This window comes from Streptomyces sp. NPDC029151, assembly GCF_055564315.1.
In genome coordinates, this window is record NZ_JBVHWQ010000002.1 from 68,163 (window position 1) to 85,153 (window position 16,991).

Consider the following 16,991-nt stretch of genomic DNA (forward strand, 5'->3'; position numbering starts at 1 on the left):
CTTGCTATCGGATCCACCCGCGTTCCCGCACGTCCGACAGCCACAACCGCAGTACTCGTAGGAGAGGACCGATTCCCATGGCCGATGCCACCACCGGCAAGGTGACCTTCGTCGGTGCCGGCCCCGGCGCCGCCGACCTGCTGACGTTCCGTGCCGCGCGGGCCATCGCCGAGGCCGACGTCGTGATCTGGGCCGCGAGCCTGGTCCAGGCCGAGGTCCTCGACCACGCGCGCGAGGACGCCGAGGTCCTGGACTCGGCGACGATGTCGCTGGAGGACGTCGTCGCGGTGTACCGGCGCGCCTCCGAGGAGGGGCTGCGGGTGGCCCGGATCCACTCCGGTGACCCGGCGCTGTGGGGCGGCACGCAGGAGCAGCTGGACCGCTGCCGGGAGATCGGCATCGCGACCGAGGTCGTGCCCGGGGTGTCCTCGTTCTCCGCGGTGGCCGCGCTGGCGCAGCGCGAGCTGACGATTCCGGAGGTCGCGCAGTCGGTGGTGCTGACCCGGCTGGGCGGCGGCAAGACGCCGATGCCGCCCGGTGAGGAGGTGCGCGAGTTCGCCCGCCACGGCACCACCATGGCGGTCTTCCTGTCGGCGGCGCGCAGCGGGCAGCTGGTGCGGGAGCTGCTGGAGGGCGGCTACCCCACGAACACGCCGGTCGTCGTCGCGTACCAGGCGACCTGGCCGGAGGAGCTGGTCGTGAAGTGCACGATCGGCACGCTGGAGGAGACGGTCAAGGAGCACCGGCTCTGGAAGCACACGCTGTTCCTGGTCGGCCCGGCGCTGGACGCCCACGGGACGCGCTCGCACCTGTACCACCCCGGTCACTTCCACGGCTACCGCAAGGCCGACCCCGAGGCGCGGCGGGCGCTGCGCGAGCAGAGGGCGAAGAGTTGATCACGGTCGTCGGTACGGGGACGGGGGCGCCGGTGCCCGCGGACGTCCTCGCCGGGGCCGCGCTGGTGGTCGGCGGACGGCGGCACCTGGACGCCGTGCGGCTGCCGGACGGGGCGGAGCGGGTGGTGCTCGGGCCGCTGGCCCCCGCCCTGGACACGGTGGCCGAGTACGTCGGCAAGGAGCTGCCGGTGGTCGTGCTGGCCTCCGGGGACCCGGGGTTCTTCGGGATCGTGCGGGTGCTGGCCGAACGGTTCGGTTCCGGGCTGCTGGACGTGCGGCCGGGGGTGTCCTCGGTGGCCGCCGCCTTCGCCCGGATCGGGCTGCCCTGGGACGACGCGGTCGTGGTCAGCGCGCACGGCCGGGAGCTGCGCACGGCGGTGAACGTGTGCCGGGCCCGGCCGAAGGTGGCGGTGCTGACCGGTCCGGGCGCCGGGCCCGCCGAGCTGGGGGCCGCGGTGCCGCGGGACCGGGTGCTGGTGGTGGCGAGCGCCCTCGGCGACCCGGAGCGGGAGCGCGTGGAGCGGGTGACGCCCGCGGAGGCGGCGGCCCGGGACTGGGGTACGGCGGTGAGCGTGGTGCTGTGCCTGGACGAGGCGCGGGCGCTCGGTGCGGTGCGGACGGTCGCCGGGGTGCCCGGGGCGCCGGCCGGGTGGGCGCTGGCGGAGGACGCCTTCGCCCACCGGGACTCGATGATCACCAAGTTCGAGGTGCGGGCGCTCGCCCTGGCCCGGCTGGGGCCGCGCCTCGGGGACCTGGTGTGGGACGTGGGTGCCGGCTCGGGCTCGGTCGCGGTGGAGTGCGCGCGGCTCGGCGCGGCCGTCGTCGCCGTGGAGAAGGCTGCCGACGGGGTCGGGCGGATCCGGGCCAACGCGCGCGCCCACGGCGTCGACGTGGACGTGGTGCACGGGTCGGCACCCGGGGCCCTGGAGGGCCTGGCCGGCGATCCGGACGCGGTGTTCGTCGGCGGCGGGGGCCGGGAGCTGCCCGCCGTGGTGGCCGCGTGTGCCCGGCGGGCGCGGCGGACGGTCGTGGTGGCCATGGCCGCGCTGGACCGGGTGCCGGCGGCCCGCGCGGCGCTGACCGGTGCCGGGTTCGCCTGCGACGGGGTGCTGTTGCAGGCCTCGCGGCTGACGCCGCTGCCGGGGGACGTGACCCGGCTCGCGGCCACCAATCCTGTGTTTCTGCTGTGGGGCGTGAGAACCCCGGCGCCTAGTGAAGGAGTAGTCCAGTGATCGGCCTGATTTCCGCCACCGCGGCGGGGGCGGCGGCGCGGGACCGGCTGGCCGCGGCCTGGCCGGAGCGTACGCGGGTGTACGAGGGTCCCGTCGGGGAGGCCGTGCGGGCCGCGTTCGCCGAGTGCGAGCAGGTGGTGTGCTTCCTGGCGACGGGGGCGGTGGTACGGCTGCTGGCGCCGCTGCTCGGCGGCAAGGCGGCCGACCCGGGCGTGGTGTGCGTGGACGAGGCCGGCCGGTTCGCGGTGTCGCTGCTCGGCGGGCACGGCGGCGGCGCCAACGAGCTGGCCCGTGAGGTCGGCGAGGTCCTCGGTGCCGAGCCGGTGGTGACGACCGCCACGGACTCGGTGGGGCTGCCCGGGCTGGACACGCTGGGCCTGCCCTGCGAGGGCGCGGTCGCCGCGGTGTCCCGGGCGCTGCTGGACGGCGAGCCGGTGGCGCTGGAGGCGGAGGTGGCGTGGCCGCTGCCGCCGCTGCCGGTCGCGGCGCGGGGGGCGTACACGATCCGGGTCACCGACCGCGCCGTCCCGGCGGGCGAGCGGGAGGTGCTGCTCAGGCCGCCGTCGCTGGTGGTCGGGGTGGGCGCGTCGAAGGGGGCGCCCGCCGAGGAGGTCCTCGCGCTGGTCGAGGAGGCGCTGCGGGAGGCGGGGCTGTCCCCGGCGTCGGTCGCCGAGCTGGCCACCGTGGACGCCAAGGCCGCGGAGCCGGGCATCCTGGCCGCCGCCGAGCGGCTCGGGGTGCCCCTGGTGACGTACGCCGCCGAGGAGCTGGCGGCGGTCGAGGTGCCCAACCCGTCGGACGCGCCGCTCGCCGCCGTCGGCACCCCGTCGGTGGCGGAGGCCGCCGCGCTGGTGGGGGGCGGTGAACTCCTCGTGCCCAAGCGGAAGTCGGCGGCACGGCCGGCCATGGCGACCTGTGCCGTGGTACGGCGGCCCGGACGCGGCCGGCTCGCGGTGGTCGGGCTCGGGCCCGGTGCCCGGGACCTGCTCACCCCGCGGGCGGCGGCCGAGCTGCGGCGGGCCTCGGTGCTGGTCGGGCTCGACCAGTACGTGGACCAGGTCCGCGACCTGCTGCGGCCCGGCACCCGGGTGCTGGAGTCGGGGCTCGGCGCGGAGGAGGAGCGGGCCCGTACGGCGGTCGCGGAGGCCCGCAAGGGGCAGGCGGTCGCGCTGATCGGCAGCGGGGACGCGGGCGTGTACGCCATGGCCTCCCCGGCGCTGGCCGAGGCGTCCGACGACATCGACGTGGTCGGGGTGCCCGGGGTGACGGCCGCGCTGGCCGCCGGGGCGATCCTGGGGGCGCCGCTGGGGCACGACCACGTGTCCATCAGCCTGTCCGACCTGCACACGCCGTGGGAGGTCATCGAGCGCCGGGTGCGCGCGGCGGCCGAGGCGGACCTCGTCGTCACCTTCTACAACCCGCGCTCGCGCGGCCGGGACTGGCAGCTGCCCAAGGCGCTCGCGATCCTCGCCGGGCACCGGGAGCCGACGACACCCGTCGGCGTCGTCCGCAACGCCTCCCGGCCGGACGAGTCCGCGCGGGTCACCACGCTCGCCGCGCTGGACCCGGCGACGGTCGACATGATGACGGTCGTGACGGTGGGCAACACGGCGACCCGCGAGATCGCCGGGCGCATGGTGACACCGCGTGGCTACCGCTGGCAGGCATCGCGGGAGGGGGCGCAGTGAACCGCGTCGTCCACCCGATCGAGCAGGAGTCCTACCGGCGGCTGCGCGCCCGCCTGGACACCTCGCACTTCCCGCCGCTGACCCGGGCGGTGGTGGAGCGGGTCATCCACTCCGCCGCCGACCTGGAGTACGCGACCGACCTCGTCATGGACGAGGGCGAGCTGGAGACGGCGCACGCGGCGCTGCACTCCGGGGCGCCGGTGGTCGTGGACGTCGAGATGGTGGCCGCCGGGATCACCCGGCGGGAGACCGTCTGCCGGCTGCGGGACGCCGTGGCCGGTCCGGGTCTGACCCGGTCGGCGCACGCGATCCGGCTCGCCTACGAGCAGGTCGGTCCCGGCGCCCTCTGGGTGATCGGCAACGCGCCGACCGCGCTGGAGGAGCTGCTGACCCTGGACGCCGCCCCGGCGCTCGTCATCGGCCTGCCCGTCGGCTTCGTCGGCGCGGTCGAGTCCAAGGCCGCGCTGCGCGAGAGCGGACTGCCCGCCGTGAGCAACGTGTCCGAGAAGGGCGGGTCGGCGGTCGCGTCGGCCGCGCTCAACGCCCTGCTGTACCACCCCGTTCCGCACTCCTAGGAGACCTCGTGACCACCCCGCCCGCCCTGCTCATCGCCGGACACGGCACCCGTGACGACGCCGGCGCCGAGGCGTTCCGCGACTTCGTCCGGGAGCTGGGACGCCGCCACCCCGGGCTGCCCGTCGCCGGCGGCTTCATCGAACTGTCCCCGCCGCCGCTGGGCGAGGCCGTCGCCGAACTGGTCGAGCAGGGCGTACGCCGGTTCGCCGCGGTGCCGCTGATGCTGGTGTCCGCCGGGCACGCCAAGGGCGACATCCCGGCCGCGCTGGCCCGCGAGAAGGAGCGGCACCCGGGCATCTCGTACACCTACGGCCGCCCGCTGGGCCCGCACCCGGCGCTGCTGAACGTGCTGGAGCGGCGGCTGGAGGAGGTGCTGGGCGACACGGACCGCTCGGAGGTGACGGTGCTGCTGGTCGGGCGCGGCTCGACCGACCCCGACGCCAACGCCGAGGTGTTCAAGGCGGCGCGGCTGCTGTGGGAGGGCCGCGGGTACGGCGGGGTGGAGACGGCGTTCGTGTCGCTCGCGGCGCCGGACGTGCCGAGCGGCCTGGACCGGTGCGCGGCGCTGGGGGCGCGGAGCATCGTCGTGCTTCCCTACTTCCTGTTCACCGGCATCCTGCCGGACCGGGTGCGGCAGCAGACCGGGGAGTGGGCGGCGGCGCACCCGGACCTGGACGTGCGGTCGGCGGACGTCATCGGACCGGAGCCGGAGCTGCTGGACCTGGTGATGGAGCGGTACGAGGAGGCCGTCAAGGGTGATCTCCGCATGAACTGCGACTCGTGCGTGTACCGGATCGCGCTGCCGGGCTTCGAGGACAAGGTGGGGCTGCCGCAGCAGCCGCACTTCCATCCGGACGACGACGGCCACCACCACGGGCACGGGCATCACCACCACGGCGGGCACTCGCACAGCCATGCGCACTGAGCGGTCCGGTGGGACGGGGCCCGATCTGCGGCACCACGGGGACGCCGAGGTGCGGGACGACGGCGCCGGGTTGGTCGACCTCGCCGTCAACGTCCGCGCGGACACGCCTCCGGGGTGGCTGCGGGAGGAGATCGCCGGCTCGCTGTCGTCCCTCGCGGCCTACCCGGACGGGCGGGCCGCGCGGGCGGCGGTGGCGCGGCGGCACGGGCTGCCGGTGGAGCGGGTGCTGCTGACGGCGGGGGCGGCGGAGGCGTTCGTGCTGCTCGCCCGCGCGCTGAAGGTCCGCCGGCCGGTCGTGGTCCACCCGCAGTTCACGGAGCCGGAGGCCGCGCTGCGCGACGCCGGGCACAGCGTGGACCGGGTGCTGCTGCGGGCGGAGGACGGGTTCCGGCTGGATCCGGCGGCCGTGCCGGAGGGCGCCGACCTGGTGGTGATCGGCAATCCCACCAATCCGACGTCGGTGCTGCACCCGGCGGAGGCGATCGTCCGCCTCGCCCGCCCGGGCCGGACGCTGGTGGTGGACGAGGCGTTCATGGACGCGGTGCCCGGTGAGCGTCAGACGCTGGCCGGGCGGACCGACGTACCGGGGCTCGTGGTGTTGCGCAGCCTCACCAAGACCTGGGGGCTGGCCGGGCTGCGCATCGGCTATGTGCTGGCTCCCCCGGAGATCGTCGCCGAGCTGGAGCGGGCCCAGCCGCTGTGGCCGGTGTCGACGCCGGCGCTGGCGGCCGCGCGGGCCTGCGTGGCGCCCCGCGCGCTGGCGGAGGCGGGGCACGCGGCGCATCGCATCGCGGCGGACCGGGCGCATCTGGTGGCCGGGCTGGCCTCGCTCGCCTCCCTCGGGGTCGGGGTGGCGCAGCCCGCGGAGGCTCCGTTCGTGCTGGTGCGGATGCCGGGGGCGGCCGGGGTGCGGCGCCGGTTGCGCGACCTCGGCTACGCGGTGCGGCGGGGGGACACGTTCCCCGGGCTCGGCGAGGAGTGGGTGCGGGTCGCGGTGCGGGACCGGGCGACGACGAACGGCTTCCTCACGGCGCTGTCGGCCGCGCTCGCCGACACCGCCGGAGCGGGCCGGGAGGCCGCTCCCCACCCGGGGTGACCCGCGGGGCGGGGAGCGGCCGGGGGCCGGTCAGTTCTTCCGGCGGCGGGCCACCGCCACCGCTCCCCCGCCGGCCAGCAGCAGCACGAGTGCGCCGCCCGCGAGGTACGGGGTGGCCGGGTTGCCGCCCGTCTCGGCGAGGCCGGCCGCGGTGGTTCCGCCCTGGGGGCGGGGGGCGGCCGGGTCGTGGCCGGGGACCGGCTTTCCGGTGGGCGGGGCCACCGGCGACTCGCAGGTGGCCTTGGCCAGGGTGAGCGTGCCCTCCACGTCGGCCACGTTGAGCTTCGACGGGTTGACGGAGACCTTGAGTTCGAGGGCGGTCGCGGCGGCCGTGCGGGTCGTGGTGCGCCGCTGGGAGAGGTCGAGGCGGACCTCGCCGACGCCGGGGACCTTCACCTCGGTCGGGCCGCCCGCGGTCAGGGTGACGCGCTTGCCGAGGACGGTGACGGCGCCGGGGACGCTCGCGGAGGCGGCCGGTGCCCTGCCGACCTCGCAGGTCGCCCTGGCGGTGATCGCGTCGGCCTCGATCAGGGACAGCAGGGGCAGGCCGGGGACGTGCAGCCTGGCGTGGGCGACGCGGACCGAGCCCTCGGCGCGCCGCGCGGTTACCGTGGCCTTCGCCTCGGCGACGTCCGCGCCGAGCACGGTGAACGGCCGGCCGCCGTCGACGCCGTCGAGCCGGGCGGACAGGGCCGTCCGGTCGGCGCTCCGAGGGGCCTGGACCTCGTTGAGGGAGACCGCGAGCGGGACGTTCACGGTCTTGTCGAGCAGGGACACGTCGAGGCCGGTGCGGAGCACGACGGCGGAGGCGCGACCGTGCGCGTCGGTCGCGTGCGCGGCGCCCGCGCCCCCCAGGAGCACGGGCGCCGAGGCGAGGGCCGTCGCGGTCGCGAGCGCGGCGAGACGGCGTGCGGGCATGCGGAAGCTGTTGCTGTTCAAGGCGGTGGGACCCCCAGACGGGACAAGCTTGGGACCCGTCAACCTTGTCCCCGGTGTGGGTGAACGGTCAGCGATCCAGGGCCACTTCACCCAAACGTGGATCCCTCGCTCGCCGATTCGAATGGGGGGCGTGCGGCGCGCACACCTACTCGACGACCCGGCCGTTCAGCACCACCCGGCGCGGCGCCGCGAGCACCCGTACGTCGGCCCGCGGATCGGCCTCGTACACCACGAGGTCGGCCGGGGCGCCCTCCTCCAGGCCGGGCCGGCCGAGCCAGGCGCGGGCGGCCCAGCTGCCGGCGGCGAGGGCCTCGACCGGCGGGATGCCGGCGGTGACCAGCTCGGCGACCTCCTCGGCGACGAGCCCGTGGGCCAGTGAGCCGCCGGCGTCCGTGCCGACGAAGACCGGGATGCCGGCGTCGTGGGCGGCGCGGACGGTGTCGTAGCGCCGTTCGTGCAGCCGGCGCATGTGGGCGGACCACCGCGGGAACTTCTTGTCGCCGCCGTCGGCGAGCTGGGGGAAGGTGGCGATGTTGACGAGGGTCGGGACGATCGCGACACCCCGCTCGGCGAACAGCGGGACCAGGTCCTCGGTGAGGCCGGTCGCGTGCTCGATGCAGTCGATGCCGGCCTCGACCAGGTCGCGCAGGGAGTTCTCGGCGAAGCAGTGGGCGGTGACCCGGGCGCCGAGCCGGTGGGCCTCGGCGATGGCCGCCTCCACCGCCTCGCGGGGCCAGCAGGGCGCCAGGTCGCCGAGGTCGCGGTCGATCCAGTCGCCGACCAGCTTGACCCAGCCGTCACCGCGCCGGGCCTCCTGGCGGACGTAGGCGACCAGGTCCTCCGGCTCGACCTCCCAGGCGTAGTTGCGGATGTAGCGGCGGGTGCGGGCGATGTGCCGGCCCGCCCGGATGATCTTCGGCAGGTCGGCCCGGTCGTCGATCCAGCGGGTGTCCGAAGGCGAGCCCGCGTCGCGGATCAGCAGGGTGCCCGCGTCCCGGTCGGTGAGCGCCTGCTTCTCGGCGGTGCCCGCGTCGACCGGGCCGTGCGCGTCGAGGCCGACATGGCAGTGCGCGTCGACCAGGCCGGGCAGCGCCCAGCCCGTGACGGTCCGCACGTCACGGGCGCCGGCGGGGCGGTCGTAGGAGATCCGGCCCCCGACGACCCACAGCTCGTCGCGGACGTCGTCCGGCCCCGCCAGGACCCGGCCCTTCACGTGCAGCACGGCACCATCGCTCATGCACCGCACCTTAACGACCTACGGCTCCAACTTCCCCACCTGGTCGGAGATCTCCTCCTCCACCTCGGCCATCGCCGGGTCGAGCAGACGGGACAGGAAGTGCCGGGTGCGCTCGTGCTGCGGATCGCCGATCACCCGCTCCGGGCTGCCGTCCTCGACGATCACGCCGCCGTCCATGAAGACGACCCGGTCGGCGACCTCGCGGGCGAAGGTCATCTCGTGGGTGACGACCATCATCGTCATGCCCTCCCGCGCGAGCCGGCGCATGACGGCGAGGACGTCGCCGACCAGCTCCGGGTCGAGCGCGGAGGTCGGCTCGTCGAAGAGCATCACCTCGGGGCCCATGGCGAGCGCGCGGGCGATGGCGACGCGCTGCTGCTGGCCGCCGGAGAGGGAGGACGGGTAGGCGTCCGCCTTCTCGGAGAGGCCGACGCGGGCGAGGTTCTCGGCGGCGACGCGCGCGGCCGTCTCCTTGTCCCGCCCGAGGACCCGGCGCTGCGGCAGCGTGAGGTTCTCGGTGACGTTCAGGTGCGGGAAGAGGTTGAACTGCTGGAAGACCATGCCGATGCGGCGGCGTACGGCGTCGATGTCGACGTCGGGGTCGGTCACCTCGGTGCCGCCGACGAAGACCTGGCCCCGGGTGGGCTCCTCCAGCAGGTTCACGCAGCGCAGCAGCGTCGACTTGCCGGAGCCGGAGGGGCCGATGACGCAGACCACCTCGCCCTGGCCGATCTCCAGGTCGATGCCGCGCAGCACCTCGTTGTCGCCGAAGGACTTGTGCAGTCCGCGGACCTCGATCTCCGGGCGGCTCACCGGATCGCCTCCTGGGCCTTGGATTCCATACGGCGGACGACGAAGCTGAGCGGGATGGTGACCAGCAGGTAGCACAGGCCGGCGACCAGGATCGGCGTGGAGTTGGCGGTGGTGCTGGCGAGGTCGCGGCCGAACTTGGACAGTTCCCGCTCCTCCAGGGTGACGCCGAGGAACAGCACCAGCGAGGAGTCCTTGAAGAGCAAGACGAGTTCGTTGGTGAGCGGCGGCAGGATGATCCGGAAGGCCTGCGGGACGATGATGGAGACCATGGCCTTCGCGGGCGAGAAGCCGAGCGAGCGGGCCGCCTCCATCTGTCCCTTGGGCACCGCCTGGATGCCGGCGCGGATGGTCTCCGCCATGTACGCGGCCGAGACCAGGCCGAGCGCGAGGGCGACCTTGCCGTAGGTGCCGCCGGGGATCTCCGTGCCGGGGAAGGCGAGCGGGACGGCCACGCCGACGAAGATGAAGATCAGCAGGGCGGGCAGGCCCCGGAAGATCTCGATGTACACGCCGGCCAGCCAGCGGTAGGGGCCCACGGAGGACAGCCGCATCAGCGCGATGACCATGCCGAGGACGAGGCCGACGACGAAGCCGGACAGCGTGTAGAGGACGGTGTTCTTCAGCGCCAGCGTGATGACGTCGGGGAACATCTGCCTGGCGATGTCCGCCTGGGCGAACTGGTTCCGCAGCCGGCCCCAGTCCGCCGTGACCGCGAAGGCGATCACGGCGGCGGCGAAGACGGCGTACTGGATGCCGCGCGAGAGGCTGCGCTTCCGACGCCGGGTCAGTCCCTTTTTCTTCGGCTGGAGAGCTGTGTCCGTATCGGTCATGAGGCGGCGGGAGAGGCGACGGAGGCGTCGTAGGGGCCGATCCACTGCTCGTAGATCTTCTTGTAGGTGCCGTCGGACTTGGCGGTCCGGATCGCCTTGTTGACGGCGTCGAGCAGCGCCTTGTTGCCCTTCTTGACGGTGAAGCCGTACTGCTCACCGGTCTTGAGGTTGTCGACGACCTTGAACTTGTCCGCGTTGGCCTTGTCCTTCAGCCAGCCCTGGACCACGGGGTAGTCGATGACGACCGCCTGGACCTGGCCGGTGCGCAGGCCGTTGAGGACGGCGTCGGAGGACTCGAAGGAGATCGGGTCGTATCCCTTGCCCTTGACGTAGTCCTCGCCGGTGGTCTGCGCCTGGGCGCCGAGCTTCTTGCCCTTGGCCTTGACGTCGGCGAGCGAGGTGAGGCCGCTGCTCTTGGCGACCAGGACGGCCTGGGTGGCCTCGAAGTACGGGTCGGAGAAGTCGACGTTCTTCTTGCGCTCGTCGGTGATGGTCATGCCGGCGGCGGCCAGGTCGCACTCGCCGGAGTTCAGGAAGGCGCCGGTCTTGAAGTTCTCGAAGGGCGTGTCGAGGATCTGCTGCTTGACGCCGAGGTCCTTGGCCACGAGGTCGATCAGGGAGACGTCGAAGCCCTGCACCTTGCCGTCGATCTCCGACTGGAACGGCGGGTAGGGCAGGTGGGTGCAGGTGGTGAGCCGGCCGGCCTTGGCCAGGTGGACGCCCTTGACCGTGGTCTTGCCGCTCCCCGAGTCGCTGGAGGAGCAGCCGGCCACGGCGAGCGCGAGTGCGGCGGTCGCGGCGGTGGCGGCCAGGAGGCGGGTCCGGCGCCCTGCGAGCGTTTTCATGGGGAGATCTCCTGTGGGGAACGGTGGCTTCCGATTATAAGGAAGGGTTTGAGTCTCTCAAATCAAACCCATGGTGACGAAGGCTTTCGACCTAAGATCGATGGAGTCGACGTCCCAGACCTACCCCCGAGAGCGAAGAGAGCACCGCCGTGACCCACCCCTTCCTCGACCTGCCCCCGCTGAGTGCCGCGCGCTTCGCCGCCATCGAGGACGGCGTGGCCCGGCTGCTGGACACCCGGCAGGACGTCCTGATCACCCAGGGCGAGGCGCTGCTGCCGCTGGAGGGCGCGATCCGCGCGGCGGCCGGTCCGGGCACCGTGGCCCTGAACGTGATCACCGGCCCGTACGGCCAGACCTTCGGCAACTGGCTGCGGGACGCCGGCGCCACGGTGTACGACCTCCCCGTCCCCTTCCACACGGCGGTGACCGCCGGTCAGGTCCGGGAGGCGTTCGCCGCGCACCCGGAGATCGACTTCGTGTCGCTGGTGCACGCCGAGGCGGCGACCGGCAACACCAACCCGGTCGCGGAGATCGGCGAGGCGGTCCGGGAGCAGGGCGCCCTCTTCTACCTGGACGCGGTGGCCTCGGTGGGCGCCGAGCCGGTGCTGCCGGACGCCTGGGGCGTGGACCTGTGCGTGATCGGGGCACAGAAGGCGATGGGCGGCCCGGCGGGGGTGTCGGCGATCTCGGTGAGCGAGCGGGCGTGGGCCCGGATGGCCGCCAACCCGAACGCCCCGCGCCGCTCCTACCTCTCCCTGCTGGACTGGAAGGAGCGCTGGATCGACGCCGGCCGCACGGCGCTGCCGCACGCTCCGGCGCAGCTGGAGATGCTCGCGCTCGAGGCCTGTCTGGAGCGGATCGAGTCGGACGGCCTGGAGACGGTGATGGCCCGGCACCGGCGCGCCGCGCTGGCGTCGCGGGCCGGGGCGGTGGCGCTGGGCGGGGGCCTGGAGCCGTACGTGTACGAGGAGCGGGACGCGGCGCCGGTCGCCACGACCCTGCGGGTGCCGTCCGGGGTGGTGGCCTCGGAGCTGGTGGCCCGCGCCCTGGCGACGGATCCGACGCTGCCGCTGGCGGCCGGCGGCGGCGCGCTGGCGAGGGAGATGATCCGCGTCAACCACTACGGCCCCGACGCGGCCCCGGGCGTGGTGCACAGCTGCCTGGCGGCGCTGGGCGCGGCGCTCGCGGAGCAGGGCCTGCCGGTGGACCCGAACGCCGCCCGCCGGGCGGTGGAGAAGGCCTGGCAGTAGTCGCCCCCGGCGGGCCTCCCCTTCGAATCCCCCACGATTCCCCCTCGAATTCAATTCGCTTTCACAATTCCCGCCAATTCCCCGGACGATAGCTTCCCGTCTTCTTCTGCCCTCTTTTTGCAGAGCTAAACAGGGGACTTTGCAGGCGGGTTTCCGGTGGTTTCCACGCTGTGACTCAATCCACAACCAGGGCGTTATGCCCTGGTTTGCAACGGGACATTTCCGACATTCCACCGAGGCGGCCGACGGCGCCGGGAGTCACTCCCGTGCATTTTCGAATTCGCCTCGCTAAATTCGTGCCGCATGACTGCCGCATCCGCAGACCTGCTCATCGAACGACCGGCGCCGACCGACGGAGCCGCGCTCTGGCGTCTCGCCAAGGACTCGAAAACCCTCGACCTGAACTCGTCCTACAGCTATGTGCTGTGGTGCCGGGACTTCGCCGCCACCTCGGCCGTGGCGCGCGGAGCGGACGGGGAGCCGGTCGGCTTCGTCACCGGATACCTGCGGCCGGACCGGCCCCGCACCCTGCTCGTCTGGCAGGTGGCCGTGGACCCCGCCCACCGGGGCCGCGGCATCGCCGCCAGGCTGCTGGACGGGCTGGCCGCCCGGCTCACCGCCGAACGCGGGATCACCGAGCTGGAGACCACGATCACGCCCGGCAACACCGCCTCGGAGCGGCTGTTCACCGCGTTCGCCGAGCGGCACGGCGCACGGGTGAGCCGCGAGCTGCTGTTCCCCGCCGACCTGTTCCCGGACGGCCCGCACGACCCCGAAGTCCTCCACCGCATCGGCCCGCTGACCGCCTCCACCCCCCACTGAGGAGCGATTCACGTGACCATCACCCAGCCCGACCTCAGCGTCTTCGAGACCGTGGAGTCCGAGGTGCGCAGCTACTGCCGCAGCTGGCCCGCCGTCTTCGACCGCGCGCAGGGCAGCCGGATGTACGACGAGGACGGCCGTGCGTACCTCGACTTCTTCGCGGGCGCCGGCTCGCTCAACTACGGCCACAACAACCCGGTCCTGAAACGGGCGTTGATCGACTATCTGGAACGGGACGGCGTCACCCACGGCCTGGACATGTCGACCACGGCCAAGCGGTCGTTCCTGCGGACCTTCCAGGACCTGGTGCTGCGCCCGCGTGACCTGCCGTACAAGGTGATGTTCCCGGGTCCGACCGGCACCAACGCCGTGGAGTCGGCGCTGAAGCTGGCGCGGAAGGTGAAGGGACGCGAGGCGATCGTGTCGTTCACCAACGCCTTCCACGGCATGTCGCTGGGGTCGCTGGCGGTGACCGGCAACGCCTTCAAGCGGGCCGGTGCCGGCGTCCCGCTGGTGCACGGCACGCCGATGCCGTTCGACAACTACTTCGACGGCACCGTCCCGGACTTCCTGTGGTTCGAGCGGCTGCTGGAGGACCAGGGCTCGGGGCTGAACAAGCCGGCCGCGGTGATCGTGGAGACCGTGCAGGGCGAGGGCGGGATCAACGTCGCCCGGCCCGAGTGGCTGCGGGCGCTGAAGGAGCTGTGCGAACGGCAGGACATGCTGCTGATCGTCGACGACATCCAGATGGGCTGCGGCCGTACCGGCGCCTTCTTCTCCTTCGAGGAGGCCGGCGTCGTCCCGGACATCGTCACCGTGTCGAAGTCGATCAGCGGCTACGGACTCCCCATGTCCCTGTGCCTGTTCAAGCCGGAGCTCGACGTGTGGGAGCCGGGCGAGCACAACGGCACCTTCCGCGGCAACAACCCCGCCTTCGTCACCGCCACCGCCGCCCTGGAAACGTACTGGACCGACGGCTCCGCGATGGAGAAGCAGACCCGCACCCGCGGGGAGCAGGTCGAGCAGGCGCTGATCTCCATCACCGAGGAGAACCTCGCCGACGTCAAGGAGTACCGCGGACGCGGACTGGTGTGGGGCCTGGAGTTCCACGCCAAGGACCGGGCCTCCCGGGTCGCGCGGCGCGCCTTCGAACTCGGGCTGCTCGTCGAGACGTCCGGCCCCGAGAGCGAGGTCGTCAAGCTGCTGCCCGCCCTCACCATCACCCCCGACGAGCTGGACGAGGGCCTCAGCGTCCTCGCCCGCGCCGTCCGGGAAACCGCCTGACCAGCTAGGAGGAATCGCACCCCGTGATCGTCCGATCGTTCAAGGACATCGAAGGCACCGACCGTCATGTGAAGGCGGCGTCCGGCACCTGGGAGAGCAAGAGGATCGTCCTCGCCAAGGAGCGGGTCGGCTTCTCCCTGCACGAGACGATCCTGTACGCCGGGACGGAGACGTCGATGTGGTACGCCAACCACGTCGAGGCCGTCGTCTGCACCCGGGGCGAGGCCGAACTGACCGACCACGAGGCCGGGAAGACGTACACGATCACCCCCGGCACCATGTACCTCCTCGACGGGCACGAGCGGCACACGCTGCGCGTCAAGGAGGACTTCCACTGCATCTGCGTGTTCAACCCGCCGGTCACCGGACGGGAGGACCACGACGAGAACGGCGTCTACCCGCTGCTCACCGAGCCCGAGGAGGTCTGAGAGCCATGACCACCGTCACCGTGAAGGACCTCTACCCCACCCGCGGCACCGCCGAGGTGACCGTCCCCCGCCAGGACCCCGTCGTCTGGGGCGCCCCGGACACCCCGGGCCCGATCGCCGCGACCGATCTCCAGCGGTACGAGCGGGACGGCTTCCTCGCCGTCGACCAGCTCATCACCCCGGACGAGGTCGCGGTCTACAAGCGCGAGCTGGACCGGCTGGTGACCGACCCGGCGATCCGCGCCGACGAGCGGTCCATCGTGGAGCCGCGGTCGAAGGAGATCCGCTCGGTCTTCGAGGTGCACCGGATCAGCGAGGTGTTCGCGAACCTGGTGCGGGACGAGCGGGTCGTCGGCCGGGCCCGGCAGATCCTCGGCTCCGACGTGTACGTCCACCAGTCCCGCATCAACGTCAAGCCCGGCTTCGGCGCGAGCGGCTTCTACTGGCACTCCGACTTCGAGACCTGGCACGCCGAGGACGGCCTGCCGAACATGCGCACGGTGTCCGTCTCGATCGCGCTGACCGAGAACCACGACACCAACGGCGGGCTCATGATCATGCCCGGTTCGCACAGGACCTTCCTGGGCTGTGCGGGCGCCACGCCGAAGGACAACTACAAGAAGTCCCTGCAGATGCAGGACGCGGGCACGCCGTCGGACGAGGCGCTGACCTCGCTGGCGAGCGAGCACGGCATCCGGCTGTTCACCGGGAAGGCCGGCTCGGCGACCTGGTTCGACTGCAACTGCATGCACGGTTCGGGCGACAACATCACCCCGTTCCCCCGCAGCAACGTGTTCATCGTGTTCAACAGCGTGGAGAACACCGCGGTCGAGCCGTTCGCGGCCCCCGTGCGCCGGCCCGAGTTCATCGGGGCGCGTGACTTCACGCCGGTCCGGTGAGCCGCGGTCCAGCGGCCGCCGCTCCGCTCCGGTGACGTAGCGCGCCCCTGGTGGGACCACCGGGCCGGGCCTCCTCGTGTGGGACGGGAGGCCCGGCCCGGTCATGTCATGTCGTGTCAGCCGGACAGCGCGTCCAGCAGCCGGTCCACCTCCGCGGCGGTGTTGTAGAGGTGGAAGGCCACGCGCAGGTTGCCCGCGCGGTCCGAGACCTCGATGCCGGCCTCGCTCAGCGCGGGCTGCCGGGAGCCGAGTCCGGGCACCGAGACGATCGCCGAGCCGGGGGCGGGCAGGGGCTCGTGGCCGAGGCGGGCGAGACCGGCGCGGAAGCGGTCGGCGAGGGCGAGGTCGTGGGCGTGGATCGCCGCCACGCCGAGCTCCTCGATCAGTTCGAGGGAGCGGCGCAGGCCGGCGAAGGTGAACAGGGCGTGGGTGAGGTCGAACCGCCGGGCGGAGCGGGCCAGTTCGGCCACCGGGCCGTAGCAGCTGTCCCACGGGTGTTCGGCCGCGACCCAGCCCGCGAGCACCGGCGTCAGTCCGCCGAGGTCCTCCGGGACGGTGAGGAAGGCTGCGCCGTGCGGGCCCATCAGCCACTTGAAGGAGACGCTGGCCGTGAAGTCGTAGGCGTCCGCCTCCAGCGGCAGCCAGCCGGCGGCCTGCGAGAAGTCGACGTAGGTGCGGGCGCCGTGGGCGCGGGCGGCCTCGCGCAGGGCGGCCAGGTCGGCGACCCGCCCGTCGGCGGACTGGGCGGCGCTGACCGCGACGAGCGCGGTGCCCGGCCGGACGGACTCGGCGATCCGCTCCAGCGGGACCGTGCGGACCTTGAGGTCGCCGCGGACGTGGAAGGGGGTGAGGACGGAGGTGAAATCGTCCTCGGCGGTGAGGACTTCGGCGCCCGCCGGGAGCGAGGCGGCGATCACTCCGGTGTGCGCGGCGACCGAGGCGCCCGCCGCGACCCGGCCGGCCGGGACACCGGCGAGCCGGGCGAACGCGGCCCGGCACACCTCCACCTCCTCGTACAGCGGCAGCAGCGGCCGGCCCTCCGCCCGCAGCAGGGCGGCCTCCTGGAGGGCGGTGACGGTGCGGGCGGGCAGCAGGCCGCTGCTCGCGGTGTTGAGGTAGCTGGTCTTCGGACGGAACTCGGCGCGGACGAGGCGGTCGAACGTCTCCGTGGTCTCCGTGGTCTCCATGGGTCCACTCTGCGTCCCACGGAACTGCCCGTCCATTGCGAACT

Annotated in this window: 17 protein-coding genes; 11 read left to right on the forward strand and 6 right to left on the reverse strand. The window is 73.4% G+C overall.

Annotated features, from left to right (window positions below; translation table 11 throughout):
• Nucleotides 1–77: 77 nt before the first annotated feature.
• Genes cobM through cobC form a run of 6 tightly spaced genes read left to right on the forward strand, consistent with a single transcriptional unit; the run spans nt 78 to nt 6,413 of the window.
• Nucleotides 78–896, forward strand: a complete 819-nt coding sequence (cobM, locus tag ACZ4VF_RS08035; protein ID WP_467923852.1) for a precorrin-4 C(11)-methyltransferase — start codon at nt 78–80, stop codon at nt 894–896.
• Nucleotides 893–2,128, forward strand: a complete 1,236-nt coding sequence (gene cbiE, locus ACZ4VF_RS08040; protein ID WP_467923853.1) for a precorrin-6y C5,15-methyltransferase (decarboxylating) subunit CbiE — start codon at nt 893–895, stop codon at nt 2,126–2,128. The genes cobM and cbiE overlap by 4 nt, the downstream gene beginning before the upstream one ends.
• The gene (gene cobJ / locus ACZ4VF_RS08045) at nt 2,125–3,816 is read left to right on the forward strand and encodes a precorrin-3B C(17)-methyltransferase (RefSeq protein ID WP_467923854.1); all 1,692 of its coding nucleotides are present in this window, start codon (nt 2,125–2,127) and stop codon (nt 3,814–3,816) included. Before cbiE ends, cobJ begins: the two co-directional genes overlap by 4 nt.
• Nucleotides 3,813–4,391, forward strand: a complete 579-nt coding sequence (locus ACZ4VF_RS08050) for a precorrin-8X methylmutase (RefSeq protein WP_467923855.1) — start codon at nt 3,813–3,815, stop codon at nt 4,389–4,391. The genes cobJ and ACZ4VF_RS08050 overlap by 4 nt, the downstream gene beginning before the upstream one ends.
• Nucleotides 4,392–4,399: 8 nt before the next feature.
• Nucleotides 4,400–5,317, forward strand: coding sequence for a sirohydrochlorin chelatase (locus ACZ4VF_RS08055; RefSeq protein WP_467923856.1), 918 nt, complete (start codon nt 4,400–4,402; stop codon nt 5,315–5,317).
• Nucleotides 5,307–6,413 carry an Rv2231c family pyridoxal phosphate-dependent protein CobC gene (gene cobC, locus ACZ4VF_RS08060; RefSeq protein ID WP_467923857.1) on the forward strand — a complete coding sequence of 369 codons (1,107 nt, stop codon included), beginning with the start codon at nt 5,307–5,309 and terminating at the stop codon, nt 6,411–6,413. The genes ACZ4VF_RS08055 and cobC overlap by 11 nt, the downstream gene beginning before the upstream one ends.
• Nucleotides 6,414–6,443: 30 nt before the next feature.
• On the opposite strand, the gene ACZ4VF_RS08065 is transcribed toward cobC, so the two are convergent.
• The 5 genes from ACZ4VF_RS08065 to ACZ4VF_RS08085 form a co-directional block, all read right to left on the reverse strand.
• Nucleotides 6,444–7,352 (reverse strand): SCO1860 family LAETG-anchored protein, encoded by a 909-nt coding sequence (locus tag ACZ4VF_RS08065; RefSeq protein ID WP_467923858.1) that lies wholly within the window; start codon nt 7,350–7,352, stop codon nt 6,444–6,446.
• 145 nt (nt 7,353–7,497) lie between these two features.
• Nucleotides 7,498–8,589, reverse strand: a complete 1,092-nt coding sequence (locus ACZ4VF_RS08070) for an amidohydrolase family protein (RefSeq protein WP_467923859.1) — start codon at nt 8,587–8,589, stop codon at nt 7,498–7,500.
• An 18-nt stretch (nt 8,590–8,607) separates the two neighbouring features.
• The gene (locus ACZ4VF_RS08075; RefSeq protein WP_467923860.1) at nt 8,608–9,402 is read right to left on the reverse strand and encodes an amino acid ABC transporter ATP-binding protein; all 795 of its coding nucleotides are present in this window, start codon (nt 9,400–9,402) and stop codon (nt 8,608–8,610) included.
• Nucleotides 9,399–10,232, reverse strand: coding sequence for an amino acid ABC transporter permease (locus ACZ4VF_RS08080; protein ID WP_467923861.1), 834 nt, complete (start codon nt 10,230–10,232; stop codon nt 9,399–9,401). Before ACZ4VF_RS08080 ends, ACZ4VF_RS08075 begins: the two co-directional genes overlap by 4 nt.
• On the reverse strand, nt 10,229–11,077 hold the full coding sequence (locus ACZ4VF_RS08085; RefSeq protein WP_467923862.1) for a transporter substrate-binding domain-containing protein: 849 nt from the start codon (nt 11,075–11,077) through the stop codon (nt 10,229–10,231). The genes ACZ4VF_RS08080 and ACZ4VF_RS08085 overlap by 4 nt, the downstream gene beginning before the upstream one ends.
• 149 nt (nt 11,078–11,226) lie before the next feature.
• Between ACZ4VF_RS08085 and ACZ4VF_RS08090 the strand changes: the two genes are divergently transcribed.
• The 5 genes from ACZ4VF_RS08090 (at nt 11,227) to thpD (ending at nt 15,760) form a co-directional block, all read left to right on the forward strand.
• On the forward strand, nt 11,227–12,327 hold the full coding sequence (locus tag ACZ4VF_RS08090) for a pyridoxal-phosphate-dependent aminotransferase family protein (protein WP_467923863.1): 1,101 nt from the start codon (nt 11,227–11,229) through the stop codon (nt 12,325–12,327).
• A 303-nt stretch (nt 12,328–12,630) separates the two neighbouring features.
• Nucleotides 12,631–13,149, forward strand: coding sequence for a diaminobutyrate acetyltransferase (gene ectA / locus ACZ4VF_RS08095; protein WP_467923864.1), 519 nt, complete (start codon nt 12,631–12,633; stop codon nt 13,147–13,149).
• Nucleotides 13,150–13,161: 12 nt separating this feature from the next.
• Complete coding sequence (gene ectB, locus ACZ4VF_RS08100) at nt 13,162–14,433, forward strand: diaminobutyrate--2-oxoglutarate transaminase (RefSeq protein WP_467923865.1); 1,272 nt, start codon at nt 13,162–13,164, stop codon at nt 14,431–14,433.
• A gap of 23 nt (nt 14,434–14,456) precedes the next feature.
• A complete protein-coding gene (locus ACZ4VF_RS08105) occupies nt 14,457–14,861 on the forward strand; it encodes an ectoine synthase (RefSeq protein WP_467923866.1) in 405 nt (134 codons plus the stop codon).
• Nucleotides 14,862–14,866: 5 nt separating this feature from the next.
• Nucleotides 14,867–15,760, forward strand: a complete 894-nt coding sequence (gene thpD / locus ACZ4VF_RS08110) for an ectoine hydroxylase (RefSeq protein ID WP_467923867.1) — start codon at nt 14,867–14,869, stop codon at nt 15,758–15,760.
• 116 nt (nt 15,761–15,876) lie between these two features.
• On the opposite strand, the gene ACZ4VF_RS08115 is transcribed toward thpD, so the two are convergent.
• Nucleotides 15,877–16,983, reverse strand: a complete 1,107-nt coding sequence (locus tag ACZ4VF_RS08115) for an aminotransferase class V-fold PLP-dependent enzyme (protein WP_467923868.1) — start codon at nt 16,981–16,983, stop codon at nt 15,877–15,879.
• Between the last annotated feature and the right edge of the window lie 8 nt (nt 16,984–16,991).

Excerpts from the sequence above, each read along its gene's own strand:
- cobM (WP_467923852.1), top strand. The coding sequence starts at position 78 with ATGGCCGATGCCACCACCGGCAAGGTGACCTTCGTCGGTGCCGGCCCC.
- cobC (WP_467923857.1), top strand. The coding sequence starts at position 5,307 with ATGCGCACTGAGCGGTCCGGTGGGACGGGGCCCGATCTGCGGCACCAC.
- ACZ4VF_RS08070 (WP_467923859.1), bottom strand. The coding sequence starts at position 8,589 with ATGAGCGATGGTGCCGTGCTGCACGTGAAGGGCCGGGTCCTGGCGGGG.
- ACZ4VF_RS08080 (WP_467923861.1), bottom strand. The coding sequence starts at position 10,232 with ATGACCGATACGGACACAGCTCTCCAGCCGAAGAAAAAGGGACTGACC.
- ACZ4VF_RS08085 (WP_467923862.1), bottom strand. The coding sequence starts at position 11,077 with ATGAAAACGCTCGCAGGGCGCCGGACCCGCCTCCTGGCCGCCACCGCC.
- ectA (WP_467923864.1), top strand. The coding sequence starts at position 12,631 with ATGACTGCCGCATCCGCAGACCTGCTCATCGAACGACCGGCGCCGACC.
- thpD (WP_467923867.1), top strand. The coding sequence starts at position 14,867 with ATGACCACCGTCACCGTGAAGGACCTCTACCCCACCCGCGGCACCGCC.
- ACZ4VF_RS08115 (WP_467923868.1), bottom strand. The coding sequence starts at position 16,983 with ATGGACGGGCAGTTCCGTGGGACGCAGAGTGGACCCATGGAGACCACG.